The following is a 15215-nucleotide window of genomic DNA, read 5'->3' on the forward strand; positions in this document are numbered from 1 at the left end:
GATTACCATACGGAGGCCACCTCCGCTTTTCAAGTGATTTACCGTGCGACTTTGTGTGTGCACGCGACTACGCCTCGACAAGGAGGGCCGGATGACCTCGACACCACTCCCGACGACCCGGCCTGCCCGGGCCGACGCCGCCCGGAACTACGACCTGCTGGTCACCGCCGCGCGGGAGGCGTTCGCCGAGCACGGCACGGATACCTCGCTGGAGGAGATCGCCCGCCGGGCCGGCGTCGGGATCGGCACGTTGTACCGGCGCTTCCCGAACCGGACCGCCCTGCTCGAGGCGGTCTACGTCGACGAGATCCAGTCGGTCTGCAACCGCGCCTACGGCTTCGCCGAGAAGCTCGGGCCGTACGAGGCGCTGGCGGCCTGGCTGCGCAGCTTCGTCGGCTACAGCATCTCGAAGAAGAGCCTGGCCGGTGAGTTGACGGTCGCGCTGGGCAAGGACTCAGAGTTCTTCACCGCCTGCAAGACGAATGTCCGGGATGCGGGCGACCTGCTGCTCGACGCGGCGAAGGCCGACGGCTCGGTTCGCCAGGACCTGCAGTTGATGGACGTCCTGCGACTCGTCGGCGGCATCACGATGGGCCGCGACATGGCTCCCGACCAGGCCGACCGGCTGCTCGAGATCGTCCTGGCCGGCCTCAAAGCCTGATCGGCGTCACCGCGTCCAGGTACGGCGCGGTCGCGTCAGCCTCGACATACTGCATCCGATCCTTGGGCAGCGGCCACGGCACCGCGACCTGCGGATCGAAAAGGTTCAGCACCGTCCGTGGCGCATCCGGCGTCCAGTGCGCGGCGAGCAGGTAGGTGTAGACCGTGTTCGGCTCGAGCGTGCAGAACGAGTGCCCACAGCCTTCCGGCAGGAAGATCGCCTGCCCTGGCGTCAGCTCGAACGTCTCCAGCCGGCCGAACGTCGCACCCTCCCGCAGATCCACGATCGCGGTGAAGAGCCGTCCGAGGGCCGGCGAGATGTACCGATCCCAGGCCTCCGCATGGATCCCGCGGGTGATGCCGACCTCGGTCGTGTAGGCCAGGTTGTTCTGCACGAACTCGACCTCGGGGAATCCCTGGTCCACCAGCTTCGCCTGGTGGAAATTCTCCTTGAACCACCCCTGCGGAGTCTCGAGCACGTCGAGCTCGATGTGCAGAAGGCCGGGGATGCTGGTCGGCTTGACGCTCGGCATGCGCCGCAGCCTATCGGCGGACCTGAGGACGCGCCTGCAGCTGGGCTTGATCCGCTGCCGTCAGGCCCGCGGCCCAGCCGGCGCCGTTCGTGATCCTGGTACGCCGCGTGACCGTATCCGGGAACAGCTTGATGAACAGCGCATCGACCTGCTCCTCACGCCTCGCCAGCACGGGCAGCAACCGATCAGCATCAAGAGCCGGTACTGCGGCTTGCGTCGCCTCCGTCGTCGCCTGCAACCGTTCACCGATGCGTTGCGCGTAAGCCATCAGGAACGACTGCCGAAACGACCTGGTCCGCGACTCGCCGCGCTGGCCAATATGCTTGCCAGCAGCAAGCATTGCGCGATTCGCCTGCACCAGCAGCGAAGTACTGAGCAACTCGGTCAACTGCAGGTCGAGCTCCTCGCCGACAATCGTCACGACGGCGAGCTGCTCCATCGAGACCGTGCGGCAACGGTTGGCCGAGGCAACTGCTCCGACCAGCTGCGCTTTCGCTGATACATAAGGGGTTTCGACCCAGATCCGCCGGGCGCCGGAGTCATCGGGGAGGTCCAGCCCGGGATCCGCGTCCACCAACGCCTGATCCAGCGAGAACTTGGCCATCAACTCCTGCGCCTTGCCCGACAACGCCTCGGCCTCATCCGGGAAGTCCGTCGCCTCCGCCTTGGCCAGCAGGGCTCTGATCCGCGCAAGCATCTTGTCATTCGGCACCGCAGACCCGGCCGCACGCGCCCGCACCGGCGTACCGGGCAGCGGGAACAGCCTGGCGAGCCCAGGTAACGACTGGAGGAAGCCTGCAACCGTCAGCGCCGTATGCAACGCCAGATAGCGCCCGAGTCGCTGAGCTGTCGCCCACGCGGTCAACTGCAACTCGGCGTACGGCGCCTCGATCCCGACGTCGATCAGCTGATCCAGCCAGCGCGGATCGATCTCCTGGTAGGCCCGGTGCTCGGACGCGACCACCGCCAGCAGCAACGGCTCCATGCGAGGCTCCAGCCGACGTCGAGCATGCTGGACAACGTCGGCCGGAGTCCATCCCCGCTCCCACGCCGAGCGGACCAGCGTCCGCAGGAACTCCTGCAGGACCCGATCCACCTGACCTTGGTCGCATTCGTCGTGCCCGCCCAGTTGGGCCAGCAGACCGTCCGCGCGCCAGTCATCGAGCACGACGGCAGCGGCCGCCGTCGGCAGCAGGTACAGGATCTCGGCATCACTCACGCGGACGAGTTTGTCACCCGAAGCCAATCTCCCGCAGGCCGCGCGGTCATCCCTGTGGATAACGGTCGATCGGCAAGAGGAGGGTCCTCCAGTAAGTTCGCTGTCACTGGTACTGACAGCGCCGGAGTACCGAACTCATCTCTGCGATGAGTTCCGGTGTTCCGCGCGGTCTTAAGTTGTGACAGCAAGCTTCGAAGGAGCAGCCATGAGCGCAGCAGTGATCCGTTACCAGACCAAACCGGAAGCGGCCGACGAGAACCAGCGCCTGATCGAGAAGGTCTTCGCCGAGCTGGCGACCGCAGCCCCGCCAGGCCTGACCTACAGCAGCTTCCGCCTCGCCGACGGAGTCACCTTTGTCCATGTCTTCGACGGCGAAGGCGTGACCGACCTGGCCGCTTTCCAGGAGTTCCAGCGCACCCTCCCCGACCGCCTCGCGGTCGCTCCCGTCCTCGAGGACGCCACCCGAGTCGGCTCGTACCTGGCACGATGACCTGCCCCAAAGGCTCCTGTCACCGCGGATTCTGATCAGCTCGAGGCGGCGCCGTCGATCACCAGCACCTGACCGTTCACGTTGGTCTGCTCCAGCAACAGCATCCGGACGACGGGGACGACCTCCTCCGGCTCGGTCAGGTGGCCGGTGGGGGTCCGCCGGACGATCTGATCGAGCTGGGTCTGGCCGAGCACCGCCGACATCTCCGAGGCGAAGAAGCCGGGCGCGACGGAGTTGACCAGCACGCGGCCACCCAGTTCGCGAGCCATCGACCGGGTCGCGGCGTCCATCCCGCCCTTCGTCGCGGAGTACGCGACGAGCCCCGGATACCCACGCTGTGCGCAGATCGAGGTGACGTTGACGATCCGGCCCTTCAGTCCCTTGGCGAGCATCCGGCGCAGGACGAACCGGGTCAGCACGAGTGGCGAGGTGAGATTGGTCTGGATGATGCCCGCGAGCTGCTCGGCCGACGTGTGCACGTGCAGGGAGTCCTGGCCGACCGCGGCGTTGTTCACCAGGCCGTCGACCGGGCCGAGCTTCTCCTCGACCTCCTTGACGAACACCTGCGTCGCCTTGGCGTCGTTCACGTCCACTGAGCCGACGTGCAGCTGTTCCGGGTACTTCGTCGCCAGCGCCGTCAGTTCGGCGGTCACGGTCCGCGCGAACGCGGCCACCTTGACGCCGGAGTCCAGCAGATCGGTGACGATCGCGAGCCCGAGCCCGCGCGAACCACCGGAGACGAGCACCACCGAGGACGGCCCTACCGAGGACGGCAGAGCCGCGGTCTGGTCAGACATCGCTCTTCAACGTCTCCTTCTGCGGGATCTGGTCGAGAAACTTGATCCGCCGCGGTACGCCGTAGTCCGGCAACCGGTTGGAACACCACTGGACCAGATCGTCGTCGGTGATCGGCCCGATGCTCGAGTTGGCCACCACCTCGGCGGCGACCATCCTGCCGACCAGCGGCGCCTTGCGCGCGAACACTCGCGCCCACGCGACGCCCGGGTGGGCGATCAGTACGTTGCGGACCAGGCCCGCCGACACCTTCGAGCCCCCGACGTTGATCTCGTCGGTATCCAGCCGGCCGGTGATCAGTACCCGGTCGCCGGCGAACTCGACCCGGTCGCCAGTGCGGACGGCTCCGTCCATACCGGCTCCGTGGTGCGGCGACGTGATGATCAGCTCGTCGCCGTCGACGGAGATGATCGGGCGCTCGTCATCGGCGGCGGGCTCGCGATCGAGCCAGGCCTTGGGGAACCCGGCCTGACCGTCATGGACGACGATCGACGCGCCGACCTCGGACGAGGCGTAGATCCAGGAGACGCGCGCCTTCGGGAAGATCTCGCGCAGCCGGTCGAGGATCGTCTGGTCCACCGGCTCGCCGCCGAGGGTGATCTGCTCGAGCGGCACCTTGGCGAGCGCCTCGGTGTCGCGGTAGATCGTCTGGCGCCAGAAGGTCGGCGTACCGGAGGCCGCGGTGACGCCGTGCTCGGCGGCGATCGACGGCCAGATCTCCAGCTCGGACGGCTCGATCACGACCAGGCCCTGGTCGGCCTGGGTCAGCGAGAGCATCACGACCTGCCACCACGCGTAGGTGCCTGGTGAGTAGGGCAGCAGCCACGTCCGCGGCTGCTGCTGGGTGGTGACGGTGGTCAGCGATTCGAGGGTATGGCCGATCCGCGTCGGGCGGCCGGTCGAGCCGGAGGTGAGCAGCCAGGCGCGGCCGGATTCCTCCACCCGCTTGAGTTTCGCGGGCTCGACGGAGTGCTCGTCACCTTTGGCGATGACGATCGCGAAGCCGGAGTCGCCGAGTTCCTCGCGCATGCTCAGGTCGACCCGCGAAGTGGTGGCGACGAGCAGTTCGGTGCCGTGGACCGCGTGATGCCGTACTGCGGCCAGCGCGTCCGCGCCGTTGTCGACCAGGACCGCGGCCGGTGACGGCAGCTGCGGCAGTTTGTGCAGAGTTCGCCACGTCACGGTCTTGCCGCCGGCGACGACGGTGTTGTCGTCCCCGATCAGGGCGGTGGACCGGCGCCGCGTGGTCACGCCGACTGGAGCTGCTCGATGAAGTCCAGCACGTCGCCGACCTTGGCGATCTGGCGCAGACCGGGAGCGTCGAAGTTCAGCTCGTCCCCGATCTCGTCCTCCACCCGCAGCGCCAGCTCGGAGAAGTCCAGCGAGCGGAAGCCGATCTCCCGCAGGTCGGCACCGTCGTCGGCCGGCAGCGTCTTGCCCTGCGCCTTCAGCACCGCTCCCATCAGGTCCCGGATCTGCTCCCGCGTCAGCTCAGCCATGACCACAGAGCCTAGCGGCTGTGGTGCGGGCGGTGACACGGTCTACTGCACCTCCGGAGCTGGGTCGACGGCTGCTTCCGGGGCGGAGCTGGAAAGTTTCTGCCGCAACCGCCGGACGCGGTCCCGGATCTCCCAGCCGATCAGCGCGATCATCGGGGTGGCAGCGGCGATCGCGGCGAGCAGAATCTCCTCGACCGGCAATCCCGCGATGTGCTGGGCAGGCAAGCTCGTGACCTCCCGTGCGCTGTGTGACGGACCAGGGAGAGTTCGCCTACTCAGTGTAGGCGCGTGCCCCCACTTGGTAAACGGCTCATACACTGTGACCGTTTGTCAGCAGTAGTTGTGACAGCAAGCGAACTTTTCGTCGTCCGGGGCTCTCTTCCGTGTGCAAGGACGCGACCGAGAGGACCGGTATGACGAGACCAGGACGGGCGATGGGGCTTGCCTCGATGGTGAGCCTGCCCGTGCTTCCGCTCGCCTGGTTCATCGCGCTGCAGGACCATGCGCCGTGGATGTCCGGCGCGTACCTGGGCTACCTGCTGGTCGTGATCGCGGTCCCTGGCACGCTGTTCTGGCGCCGGCTGACCGGTGGTACCGGCTGGTTCACCGTCGACGCCGCGCTCGGGACGTCGTTCGGGCTGGCGGTCGAGGCGCTGATCTACCCGATCGGCCGGTACTTCGACATCCCGCTGGCGGCCCTGGTGATGCCGGCGCTCGCGGTGGGCGTCTACCGCGCGGTGCCGCGAAGCAAGCTGCCGGTGAAACCGACGCCCTGGTGGGCGATGGCCGGCGTGATGGTCGCCGTCGGTGTGGTCGCGGCCTGGTTCGTCCGGGTCGGCTCGCAGCTCATCCCCGTCGACGGGCCGGCGGCGCTGCGCTCGGACTCCGACGCGGCCCGCAATCTGTCACTGGCCGCTGAGCTGACCCATCACTTCCCGCCGGAGATCCCCTACGCCTCCGGCAGACCGCTGACCAGCCACTTCGCCGTCTACGACCACCTGGCGTCGGCGCACTGGATCACGAGTGTCGAGCTCGACGTACTGACGCAGCGGATGGCGCCCTTCGCCTTCCTCCTCCTGACGGTCCTCGGCGCGGCAGCCGTCGGCGTAGTACTGACCGGTCGTGCAGTGGCGGCTCCGATCGCCGCTGGGCTCACAGTGGCCGCTGGGGATCTCTCAGGCTGGCCGTGGGCCGTCGATGCGCGGTTGTTCAATGACAGCCCGTTCTCGATGGTCCAGCTGACCAACCCCTCGCAGGCGTTCTCCACCGTGCTGGTGCTGCCGCTGATAGCCGTCACTGCACTGTTGCTCCGCCGGAAGCCCACGCAGACGCGTGCACAGGTCATCGGCATGCTGGTAGCGGCCGCCGTACTCATCGCTGCCGTCTCCGCGACCAAGGCGTCCGCACTCCCCGTGTACGCCGTTGGGCTGGTCGCCGCCTGGGGCTACCTCACCGTGCAGGCCCGTCGCCTCAACCTGCGCGGCCTGGTGCTCGGGGTGGGCGTCGCCGCTTGCTATGGGTTCACCTTCCTCGTCGTACTGCGCGGCAAGGAGTCCAACGTCGAGTTCCATCCGGCCCGGACCTTCCGGCACATGATGGACGTGATGACCGCACTCCACACCACTGCTGCCTTGGTGGTGATCGCAGTAGTGGTGGTGATCGGCTGGCTGCTGCCGGCGGTCGGTGCTCTGCTCATCCGGCGGCGACTGCCTCGCGATCCGATGGTGCTGTTGCTGCTGGTCAGCCTGGTCAGCTCGGTCATTGCTGCCGGCCTGCTGTACGACAGTGGTCAGACACAGGTCTTCTTCGTCCGCACCGGCTTCATCTACGGCGTCCTGCTCGCGACCTGGGGTCTGGGGTCACTCGACCGCAAGCAGTACTACGTCGCCGCGCCGGCACTGCTGATCGGAGCCGCGGCGATCTACTGGGGTCGCTACCGCTCGGAAGACTCGTGTACCAGCGCGAACTGCTTCGCGCAGCCGATGGTGGTCGCCCTGGTCATCGCTGTCATCGGCGTTGGCGCCCTTGGGTTGTTGTTGCGCTTGAAGCGGCAGTTGTGGGCGGTGCTCGCAGTCTCGGTGGTGCTCGGGTTGACGGTGTCGCCGACGCTGGGGTCGCTGAAGGAGTTCGCCGCGCCCGCGCTGACGGCGTACGAGTCGATCGCACCGGGTGGGATCGAGGCAGCCCGCTTCATCCGGCGGAACTCGGGACCCGACGATCTGATCGCCACGAACATCCACTGCCGCCAGGCGGGGGCGGATCGCTGCCTCACCGGGTCCTACTGGCTCGCCGGGTACGCCGAGCGGCGGGTGCTGGTGGAGGGCTGGGCCTTCACCCAGCGGGTCGACGACAGCTATGCGGGTGACGAGAAGACCCAAGGGGCCTTCTGGAATCCCGAGCGGCTACGGCTCAACGACGAGGCTTTCACCGCGCCGACCAGGGAAGTACTGGAGACGCTGCGCACGCAGTACGGAGTGCAGTGGCTGCTGGCAGACGAGCGAGTCGGGACACCACCGGAGGCCCTGGAACGCTTGGCGGAGTTGCGCTTCCACTACGGCACAGTCCGCGTCTACCAGCTCTACCCACCACCGACCGCCGGCCCGTTCCCCTCCCAATCCCCCTGTCCGACCACCACGCCGTCACAGACTCCAAGCGGCTTCCCGTCCCAGACCCCAAACTTCCCCACCCAGACACCATCCGGTTTCCCGACGCAAACACCCAGTGGGTTCCCGACGCAGACACCGAGCGGTTCTCCGACGCAGACGCCTACTCAGACGCCTTCGCCGTGTGTGTCACAGACACCGAGTGGTTCTCCGTCCCAGACACCATCCGGTTTCCCGAGCCAGACACCCAGCGGGTTCCCGTCGTCGCAGACGCCCAGTGGGTTCCCGTCCTCGCAGACGCCCAGTGGGTTCCCGTCCTCGCAGACGCCCAGTGGGTTCCCGTCCTCGCAGACGCCCGGTGGATTCCCGTCCTCCAGCTCCACCCCGTAGCCCACCGACCAGCGGCAGTTTCCAGCCCACCGCCTGCACGCTATTTCGGCGGTTCACCCCTCCGGTTGCGGGAGCGGAAGGACGGCTCTGACGCCCGACCTCGCCCGGCGGGGCCCGTCCTCGCCAAGCGCGTCTGAGGGGTCAACCCCGCAATCGGTGGGTTGCCCCGCCAGATCCCGACGTGGCAACCCACCGTCTGAGGGGTTGACCCCTCAGACGTCTCGCGATAGGTCGGGCGTCAGGCGATCGCTGGGAGCGGGAGGCTCTGGTTCGACGCGCGGTCCAGGGCTGTTACCGAGTACAGGTAGTGGTGGCCCTTCACTGCGGTGGTGTCGGTGAAGGTGGTGGTGCGTTGGGTGGTTAGGAGGTTGCGGGCGTCGTTGTCGGGGCACCAGTCGCCGGCGGTTAGGTCTCGGCGGTAGATCGCGTACGACGTGGTGTCGGCCGAGGTGGGCTTCCACTGCAACCGCACGCCATCGCCCGCCCGGGAAGCGCGCAGTGCGTGGACCGGCAGCGGCGCACGCGAGTCGAGCGACGGCATCGCCGGTACGAGCGCCGGCCGCGTGTACCAGGTGCTGTTGAGCAGGCTGGTCGCACCGAGCCGGTCAGCGCGTACATCCTTGGCAGAGAAGAAGATGTCGCCCTTGACCTCGGGGATCGTGGTGTTGAAGGCCAGGTGGTCGCTCAACTCCGCCGGATCCGACCAGTCGGGCGACTGCGTCGACGTACCGACCTTGTAGGTCGCCTGACCGATGTAGAGATGCACGTTGGTACCGCGGACCTGTTCGGCCCACCACGGCACGATCTTGTTGTAGTCGGCCGGAGCGAACCCACCAGCCCAGTAGACCTGCGGCACGATGTAGTCGATCCACTCCTCGCGTACCCAACGTCGGGTGTCCGCAGCGAGATCGTCGTACGTCTGCACGCCCGCAGTGGTGTCAGAGCCGAGCGGGTCGGTCCCCTTGTTCCGCCAGACGGCGAAGGGCGAGATGCCGAACTTCACCCACGGCTTGGCCGCCTTGATCCGGTGCTGGAGCTCCTGGATCAACAGGTTGATGTTGTTCCGCCGCCACTCGGCCACAGTCGGGAAGCCTGCCCCGTACTGCGCATAGGTGGCCGCGTCGTCGAACACTTGGCCCGCCACCGGATACGGGTAGAAGTAGTCGTCGAAGTGCACACCATCGAGGTCGTAGTTCGAGACGGCGTCCATGATCGCGTCCTCGACCAGCTTACGAGCCGCCGGGATCCCCGGGTTGTAGTAGAGCTTGCCGCCGTAGGTGACCACCCACTCCGGATGCAGCCGGGCCGGGTGCGTCGGGATCAGCGCATTGAGGTTCGTGCCCATCGAGAGCCGGTACGGGTTGAACCAGCCATGCAGTTCGAGGTTGCGCTTGTGCGCCTCGGTGACGGCGAACGCCAGCGGGTCGTAGCCGGGGTCGCCGCCCTGAGTGCCGGTCAGGTACTGCGACCACGGCTCCACCTTCGACGGCCAGAACGCGTCCGCGGTCGGCCGGATCTGCAGGATGACCGCGTTGTGGTGCTGCCGGACGGCATCGTCGAACCAGGTGAGCAACTCGGCCTTCTGCTGCTCGGCCGTCAGTCCGGTCCGCGACGGCCAGTCGATGTTCACCACCGACGCCACCCAGCTCGCCCGGAACTGCCGCAGCGGAGTACTCGGATCCGCGGCGCAACCGGACGAAGGCACCACGGCAGCGTCCGCGGCGGGTCGTGCGGCGCTCGCAGTACCGGTGAAGGCACCGGCCAGCAGGCAGGCTGACGCGCTGAGAAGACCCACGATCCGCCAGACTCTCATGTCACTCTCCGACCGAGTTCGTAGATTAGGTCGAAAGATAGTTACACAGTTGGGCCGCGCGCAGAAGAGGTCGGTACGGTTGGGCCATGCTGCGCCAGGCGACGGACGACGACGTCGACACCATCCGGACCCTGCGCAACCAGCAGGCCAACCGCGACGTCAGCATCACCACGCACGAGATCTCCGCCGAGGAGCACGCGGGCTGGTGGGCCAAGGCGAGCGTCGACCCAGCCCGCCGGGTGCTGATCTACGAACGCGACGGCCGGACCGCCGGAGTGGTCAACTTCTTCGACCTCACCCGTACTACCGGCAGCTGGGGATTCTTCCTCGACGCCGACGGCCTGGCCGAGACCGGCGAGACGCTGCCCGCGTGGATCGAGGTGATGAAGGAAGCCACCGGCTACGCCTTCGACACCCTCGGCCTCGACGAGCTGACCGGCGAGGTGCTCGAGCACAACACCGCAGTACGGCAGATGAACCGGCGCTTCCGTTTCGTCGAGGGCGAGCCGGAGCTCCGGTACGCCGATGGGCGCGACCTCACCGTGTTGCCGATCAAGCTGGCCAGGGAAAACCGCCGCAAGCCGAAGGAGCCCAGATGAGCGCGACCAGGACGATCGACTTCGGCAGCGTCCCGATCGGCCCCGAGCACCGGCCCTTCGTGATCGCTGAGATGTCGGGCAACCACAACGGCGACTTCGAACGCGCCAAGGAGATCGTCCGCGCGATGGGCGACACCGGCGTCCAGGCCCTGAAGCTGCAGGCCTACACCGCGGACACGATGACGCTCGACGTCGACCTGCCCGCGTTCCGGCTACCTGGCGACCACAAGCTGTGGGCCGACCGGCACCTGCACGAGCTGTACGAGGAGGCGCACACGCCGTGGGCCTGGTTCGAGCCGCTGTTCGAGCTGGCGAACTCGCTCGGCATGGTCGCGTTCGCGTCGCCGTTCGACCTGACCGCGATCGAGTTGCTGGAGAAGCTGGGCGTCCCGGGCTACAAGGTCGCGTCGAACGAGATCGGCGACCTGCCGCTGGTCCGCGCGATGGCGGCGACCGGGAAGCCGGTCATCATCTCGACCGGTTCGGCGACGCTGACCGATATCGACGCCGCCGTCCGCGCGGCCCGCTCGACCGGCAACGAGCAGCTCGTCGTACTTTCCTGCACGGCGAGCTACCCGGCCCCTGCCAATCAGTCGAACCTGCGCGGAATCCCGGTACTACGTGACGCGCTCGGCGTCCAGGTCGGCCTGTCCGACCACACGATGGGCATCGGTGCCTCGATCGCCGCGGTCGCCCTCGGCGCCACCGTGATCGAGAAGCACGTAACCCTCTCCCGCGACGACGGCGGCGTGGACTCGGCGTTCTCGCTGGAGCCGCACGAGGTCAGAGCCCTGGTCGAAGGCACCACCATCGCGCACGAGGCCTTGGGCGAGCCGGTGATCGGCCCGAAGCAGGCCGAACAGAACGTCCTGCGCTTCCGCCGCTCCCTCTACGTCACCCGTGACGTCAAGGCCGGCGAGAAGGTCGCCCCCGACAACGTCCGCTCGATCCGCCCGGCCGGCGGACTCCAGCCAGACGCCTACTCCACGGTCGAAGGCCGGCCGTTCCGCACCGACGTACCGGCCGGAACCCCGCTCACCTGGGAAGTCCTGTAACAGGAGTCGCGCGGACGAACCAGGCCCGCGAGTCTTCGGTTGCCCAGAGCAACCAAAGCGCGGAGAGCTCGAAGACCAGCGAGACCGCCTGTACTGCGATCACCGCGGCGCCGTAGCCCGGCAGCTCGTGCAGAGTGATGGGCAGGCTCGCATGGGCGAGCAGCTGGATTCCCAGCAGGACGGTCAAGAAGATCCGGGTGCGCGACTTGCGAGACTTCAGCGCCTTGGCCCGGAATGCGAGCAACAGCGGGATCAGTACGTGCGGGATCGCCGACTGCAGCACCAAGCTGTGCGTCTGATCGTCGACCTGATCCGCGGACCAGCCGGGGTTGTCCGCGAGCACGGTGCCATGGATGACGTCACGATGCGTCAGCAGCAGAATCAGCGCGACCAGATGCACCAGGATCACCACCCCGACCGCACGCTGGACCAGTTTCAGACTGCGGGGCAGCTCGTTCATCGTCGATCCTTCCGCTCGTTCTTCTCTTGGCCCGGAACCGGATGGCGCCAGCGCGGACGACGGTCGGGTGCCGGTTTGCCGCGGGCCTGCTCGCCCCGCTCCTCCCAGTCGACGAGAAGGCGCTGCAACAGGCTCGACAAGGTGCTGATGTCCTTCTGCGACCAGTCCGCGACCACCTCGCCCAGGACAGCTCCCCCCACTGCCCGCAAAGTGGCCAGCTCACCACGTCCGGCTTCGGTCACCTCGAGCAAACAGGTCCGGTGATCCTCGGGATCGGGCTCAACACTCAACTGCCCGGCATCCTCAAGCGCCTGCACATGCCGCGTCACCGACGAGGGCGCCATCCCCACCCGCTTGCCGACCTCCCGAGGCCTCAACGGCCCCTCAGCGGCCACCGCAGTCAACACCGACACCCGTGCCAGATCGAAGTTGGCAGTCATCCCCCGCTGAGCCGCCCCCACGAACCCGACGACGACTCCCGCCAGCTCAACTGCCGCATCCGTTCGTTCCATGAAGGAATGATACCATCGCGCGCTGATACCCGGCCAGAGCGGCATCGGTGGGACAATCCCTTTGGCGGTTCGCCGGGATCTCCTCCGGAAAGGGTGGGCAGTGCTCGTTTCAGTGGTCGTGCCGTGTTACCGGTCGGCCGGGACGCTGCCCCGACTGGTCGAGGCCCTCACCGAGGTTCTGCCGGGGGCGACGTCCGGGTTCGAGATCGTGCTGGTGGTGGACGGGAGTCCGGATGACACCTGGCAGGTCGCGAGTGAGTTGGCGAACAAGTACGCCGATGTCAGGGCGATGCGGCTCGCGCGGAACTACGGGCAGCACAATGCGCTGATCGCCGGCGTGCGGAACGCGCGGTACGAAGTGGTCGTCACGATGGATGACGATCTGCAGCACCCCGCCGATCAGGTGCCGGTGCTGTTGCGGGCGCTGACGGATGACGTCGACCTCGTGTACGGCGTACCGGCCGAGGAGGAGCACGGGTTCGCGCGGAGCTTCTCGTCGCGGCTGGTGAAGGGGGCGCTGGCGTCCGCGATGGCGGTGCGGGACGCGCGGTCGATCAGCGCGTTCCGGGCTTTCCGGACCTTCCTGCGGGACGGGTTCGACGGGCTGGACGGGCCGCATGCTTCGGTGGACGTGGCCTTGTCGTGGTCGACGACGCGGATCGCTCAGACGACAGTACGGATGGAGCCGCGCGGGGCCGGGCAGTCGAACTACACGACCTGGATGCTGATGAAGCACGCGCTGACGCTGATCACCGGGTACTCCGTGGAGCCGCTGCGGCTGGTCGGGTACCTCGGGTTCATCTGCGCGGTGTTCGGCGTCGGGCTTTTCGGCGTGATCATCGTCAAGTACGTGACGGGCGCGACGACGGTGGCCGGGTTCACGACGATCGCGTCGATGGTCGCGTTGTTCTCCGGCGCGCAGATGCTCGCGCTCGGCGTCCTGGGTGAGTACGTCGGGCGGTTGCACTCGGGGTCGATGGGCCGGCCGACGTACGTGATCCGCGAGCGGACCGATGTGGACGCCCACCCCGACATCAAGAGCGAGCCCGACATCCAGCGTGAGGCCGACTGACATGGAGTACCTGCTGTTCCCCGGGCGGCACCACGTGCTGACGCGCTTCCAGGCGGAGTTCCTGCGCCGGTACGACGCGACGATCGTCTGGGCGGTGACGTCGGCCAACCACCACACGACCAAGCGCAACCCGGTGCCCTTCGACCGGCGCGAGGCCGCGATCGAGCGGCTCAGCGTGGCGGTCGGGATCCGGTCGCTGGTGATCGGCGTGGTCGACACGCCCCCGACCGACGACTTCGCCGACGTCACGATCAAGGCGGTCGAGGCGGGGACGGACGACCAGGTCCAACTCGATCCGGGCAACACCGTCGTCGCGTGCTCCACACCTGAGGTCGCCAAGCTGTACGAGCAACTGGGCTACCAGGTGATCGGGGTCGAGCCCGAGGATCAGCACCGGCCTTGGGACGTACTGCTGATGGTTGCTGAAGGCAATGACGAGTGGCGGCGGCTCGCGCATCCCGCGACCGTCGACGTCTTCGACCGGTACCACCTCGATGCGCAGATCCGGCGCTGCGTCAACGATCCGGTGGTCGGGGACGATGGCGGGTTGACCACGACGCGCGACTACAAGACCTACGCGGATGCCTTCGAGACAGCGGCCGACCGGAAATGGCGGCAGATCAAGGATTTCGTCCGGCCCGGGCGGATTCTCGACATCGGTTGCGCGACGGGTGCGACGCTGCAGCTGGTCGATGCGGATCCGCGGTTCCACGAGTCGGATCTGATCGGAGTGGAGGTCGCGCGGCATCTGTATGCCGAGTGCGTGCACAAGAAGGAGCAGGGACTCTTCCACAACCCGAACGTCTACTTCTATCAGCGCAACATGCTCGGCTCAGCCGTCTTCCCGGCACGGTCGATCGACACCACGCTCACGCTGGCGTTGACGCACGAGATCTGGTCGTACGCCGGTGGGTCGCGGCCGGCCACCGTGCAGCGGTTCGCGGAGGCGCTCTTCGCGCACACGGCGCCGGGTGGGGTCTGGGTCAACTCGGATGTCTGCGGGCCGGGCGAGCCGGAGCGGAGCGTAGTACTGGCTCTGGATGACAGCGATGGCGAAAACCCTGCCGCGCCGACTGAGCTGGAGGCGTTGGCGGAGCCGGCGGCGTACATCTCCCAGTTGTCGACGAGGGCGCGGTTCTTCCAGTTCGCGCAGGACTTCCGGCGGAATGCGTCGGTACCGTTCGAGTACTCCGAGCGCCACGGCAAGCTGGTGCTCCGGCTGGCGGACGCGATGGACTTCCTGACCCGCAAGGACTATGTCGACAACTGGTTGAGCGAGACGCACGAGCAGTTCTGCGGGCTGAACTTCGCCGGCTGGTCGGAGGTCGCTCAGCGGGCCGGTTTCACCATCGACCCGGCGTCGAAGGCGTTCCGCAACGACTGGGTGATCAGCAACCGGATTGCTCCGGTGGCGTCACTCAGCACGCTCACCGGCGAGGCCGTCGACTGGCCGGACACGCACCAACTGCTGATCGCCCGCCGCTAGCCGCCCCAAGCCCTTACGTCCGAAGAAGT

Annotated in this window: 15 protein-coding genes and 1 pseudogene; 7 read left to right on the forward strand and 9 right to left on the reverse strand. The window is 67.4% G+C overall.

Translation table 11 applies throughout. From position 1 onward, the window contains the following. Positions 1 to 91 precede the first annotated feature (91 nt). A complete protein-coding gene (locus G3I17_RS28885) occupies positions 92 to 661 on the forward strand; it encodes a TetR/AcrR family transcriptional regulator (RefSeq protein WP_164600758.1) in 570 nt (189 codons plus the stop codon). On the opposite strand, the gene G3I17_RS28890 is transcribed toward G3I17_RS28885, so the two are convergent. Continuing rightward, positions 651 to 1193, reverse strand: a complete 543-nt coding sequence (locus G3I17_RS28890; protein WP_164600759.1) for a dTDP-4-dehydrorhamnose 3,5-epimerase family protein — start codon at positions 1191 to 1193, stop codon at positions 651 to 653. The genes G3I17_RS28885 and G3I17_RS28890 overlap by 11 nt on opposite strands. 10 nt (positions 1194 to 1203) lie before the next feature. Then, positions 1204 to 2412: a DUF2786 domain-containing protein gene (locus G3I17_RS42275; protein ID WP_203590901.1), complete on the reverse strand. Its 1209-nt coding sequence runs from the start codon at positions 2410 to 2412 to the stop codon at positions 1204 to 1206. A 205-nt stretch (positions 2413 to 2617) separates the two neighbouring features. Between G3I17_RS42275 and G3I17_RS28900 the strand changes: the two genes are divergently transcribed. Then, positions 2618 to 2902 (forward strand): hypothetical protein, encoded by a 285-nt coding sequence (locus tag G3I17_RS28900; RefSeq protein WP_164600760.1) that lies wholly within the window; start codon positions 2618 to 2620, stop codon positions 2900 to 2902. Positions 2903 to 2937: 35 nt separating this feature from the next. On the opposite strand, the gene G3I17_RS28905 is transcribed toward G3I17_RS28900, so the two are convergent. The 4 genes from G3I17_RS28905 to G3I17_RS28920 are packed head-to-tail and all read right to left on the reverse strand — an operon-like array spanning position 2938 to position 5421. Next, positions 2938 to 3699 carry an SDR family NAD(P)-dependent oxidoreductase gene (locus tag G3I17_RS28905; RefSeq protein ID WP_164600761.1) on the reverse strand — a complete coding sequence of 254 codons (762 nt, stop codon included), beginning with the start codon at positions 3697 to 3699 and terminating at the stop codon, positions 2938 to 2940. Beyond that, a complete protein-coding gene (locus G3I17_RS28910; protein WP_164600762.1) occupies positions 3692 to 4948 on the reverse strand; it encodes an AMP-binding protein in 1257 nt (418 codons plus the stop codon). Before G3I17_RS28910 ends, G3I17_RS28905 begins: the two co-directional genes overlap by 8 nt. Further along, entirely contained in the window at positions 4945 to 5196 is a 252-nt protein-coding gene (locus G3I17_RS28915) for an acyl carrier protein (RefSeq protein WP_164600763.1), read from the reverse strand. Before G3I17_RS28915 ends, G3I17_RS28910 begins: the two co-directional genes overlap by 4 nt. Positions 5197 to 5238: 42 nt before the next feature. Continuing rightward, the gene (locus G3I17_RS28920) at positions 5239 to 5421 is read right to left on the reverse strand and encodes a hypothetical protein (protein ID WP_164600764.1); all 183 of its coding nucleotides are present in this window, start codon (positions 5419 to 5421) and stop codon (positions 5239 to 5241) included. A 188-nt stretch (positions 5422 to 5609) separates the two neighbouring features. On the opposite strand from G3I17_RS28920, the gene G3I17_RS28925 reads away from it, so the two are divergent. Then, a complete protein-coding gene (locus G3I17_RS28925; RefSeq protein ID WP_203590902.1) occupies positions 5610 to 8189 on the forward strand; it encodes a hypothetical protein in 2580 nt (859 codons plus the stop codon). A 586-nt stretch (positions 8190 to 8775) separates the two neighbouring features. On the opposite strand, the pseudogene G3I17_RS28930 reads toward G3I17_RS28925, so the two are convergent. Continuing rightward, positions 8776 to 10002: pseudogene (locus G3I17_RS28930) on the reverse strand (family 10 glycosylhydrolase); the annotation flags it as partial. A gap of 86 nt (positions 10003 to 10088) precedes the next feature. Here G3I17_RS28930 and G3I17_RS28935 point away from each other — a divergent pair. Then, on the forward strand, positions 10089 to 10601 hold the full coding sequence (locus G3I17_RS28935) for a GNAT family N-acetyltransferase (RefSeq protein WP_164600766.1): 513 nt from the start codon (positions 10089 to 10091) through the stop codon (positions 10599 to 10601). Further along, on the forward strand, positions 10598 to 11656 hold the full coding sequence (gene pseI, locus G3I17_RS28940) for a pseudaminic acid synthase (RefSeq protein ID WP_164600767.1): 1059 nt from the start codon (positions 10598 to 10600) through the stop codon (positions 11654 to 11656). The genes G3I17_RS28935 and pseI overlap by 4 nt, the downstream gene beginning before the upstream one ends. On the opposite strand, the gene G3I17_RS28945 is transcribed toward pseI, so the two are convergent. Then, the gene (locus tag G3I17_RS28945) at positions 11637 to 12116 is read right to left on the reverse strand and encodes a hypothetical protein (protein WP_164600768.1); all 480 of its coding nucleotides are present in this window, start codon (positions 12114 to 12116) and stop codon (positions 11637 to 11639) included. The genes pseI and G3I17_RS28945 overlap by 20 nt on opposite strands. Next, positions 12113 to 12673, reverse strand: coding sequence for a MarR family winged helix-turn-helix transcriptional regulator (locus G3I17_RS28950; RefSeq protein WP_164600769.1), 561 nt, complete (start codon positions 12671 to 12673; stop codon positions 12113 to 12115). Before G3I17_RS28950 ends, G3I17_RS28945 begins: the two co-directional genes overlap by 4 nt. Positions 12674 to 12728: 55 nt before the next feature. On the opposite strand from G3I17_RS28950, the gene G3I17_RS28955 reads away from it, so the two are divergent. Then, the gene (locus tag G3I17_RS28955) at positions 12729 to 13700 is read left to right on the forward strand and encodes a glycosyltransferase family 2 protein (RefSeq protein WP_164600770.1); all 972 of its coding nucleotides are present in this window, start codon (positions 12729 to 12731) and stop codon (positions 13698 to 13700) included. A gap of 1 nt (position 13701) precedes the next feature. After that, a complete protein-coding gene (locus G3I17_RS28960) occupies positions 13702 to 15186 on the forward strand; it encodes a class I SAM-dependent methyltransferase (protein ID WP_164600771.1) in 1485 nt (494 codons plus the stop codon). The last annotated feature ends 29 nt before the right edge of the window (positions 15187 to 15215 follow it).

This window comes from Streptomyces sp. SID13031 (assembly GCF_010548305.1).
In the GTDB taxonomy this organism is placed as follows: domain Bacteria; phylum Actinomycetota; class Actinomycetes; order Propionibacteriales; family Kribbellaceae; genus Kribbella.

What these genes read in the sequence shown, in the direction of transcription:
- G3I17_RS28945 (WP_164600768.1), bottom strand. Translation starts at nt 12,116, where the DNA reads ATGAACGAGCTGCCCCGCAGTCTGAAACTGGTCCAGCGTGCGGTCGGG.
- G3I17_RS28950 (WP_164600769.1), bottom strand. Translation starts at nt 12,673, where the DNA reads ATGCCGCTCTGGCCGGGTATCAGCGCGCGATGGTATCATTCCTTCATG.
- G3I17_RS28925 (WP_203590902.1), top strand. Translation starts at nt 5,610, where the DNA reads ATGACGAGACCAGGACGGGCGATGGGGCTTGCCTCGATGGTGAGCCTG.
- G3I17_RS28915 (WP_164600763.1), bottom strand. Translation starts at nt 5,196, where the DNA reads ATGGCTGAGCTGACGCGGGAGCAGATCCGGGACCTGATGGGAGCGGTG.
- G3I17_RS28935 (WP_164600766.1), top strand. Translation starts at nt 10,089, where the DNA reads ATGCTGCGCCAGGCGACGGACGACGACGTCGACACCATCCGGACCCTG.
- G3I17_RS28960 (WP_164600771.1), top strand. Translation starts at nt 13,702, where the DNA reads ATGGAGTACCTGCTGTTCCCCGGGCGGCACCACGTGCTGACGCGCTTC.
- pseI (WP_164600767.1), top strand. Translation starts at nt 10,598, where the DNA reads ATGAGCGCGACCAGGACGATCGACTTCGGCAGCGTCCCGATCGGCCCC.
- G3I17_RS28890 (WP_164600759.1), bottom strand. Translation starts at nt 1,193, where the DNA reads ATGCCGAGCGTCAAGCCGACCAGCATCCCCGGCCTTCTGCACATCGAG.
- G3I17_RS28905 (WP_164600761.1), bottom strand. Translation starts at nt 3,699, where the DNA reads ATGTCTGACCAGACCGCGGCTCTGCCGTCCTCGGTAGGGCCGTCCTCG.
- G3I17_RS28900 (WP_164600760.1), top strand. Translation starts at nt 2,618, where the DNA reads ATGAGCGCAGCAGTGATCCGTTACCAGACCAAACCGGAAGCGGCCGAC.
- G3I17_RS28885 (WP_164600758.1), top strand. Translation starts at nt 92, where the DNA reads ATGACCTCGACACCACTCCCGACGACCCGGCCTGCCCGGGCCGACGCC.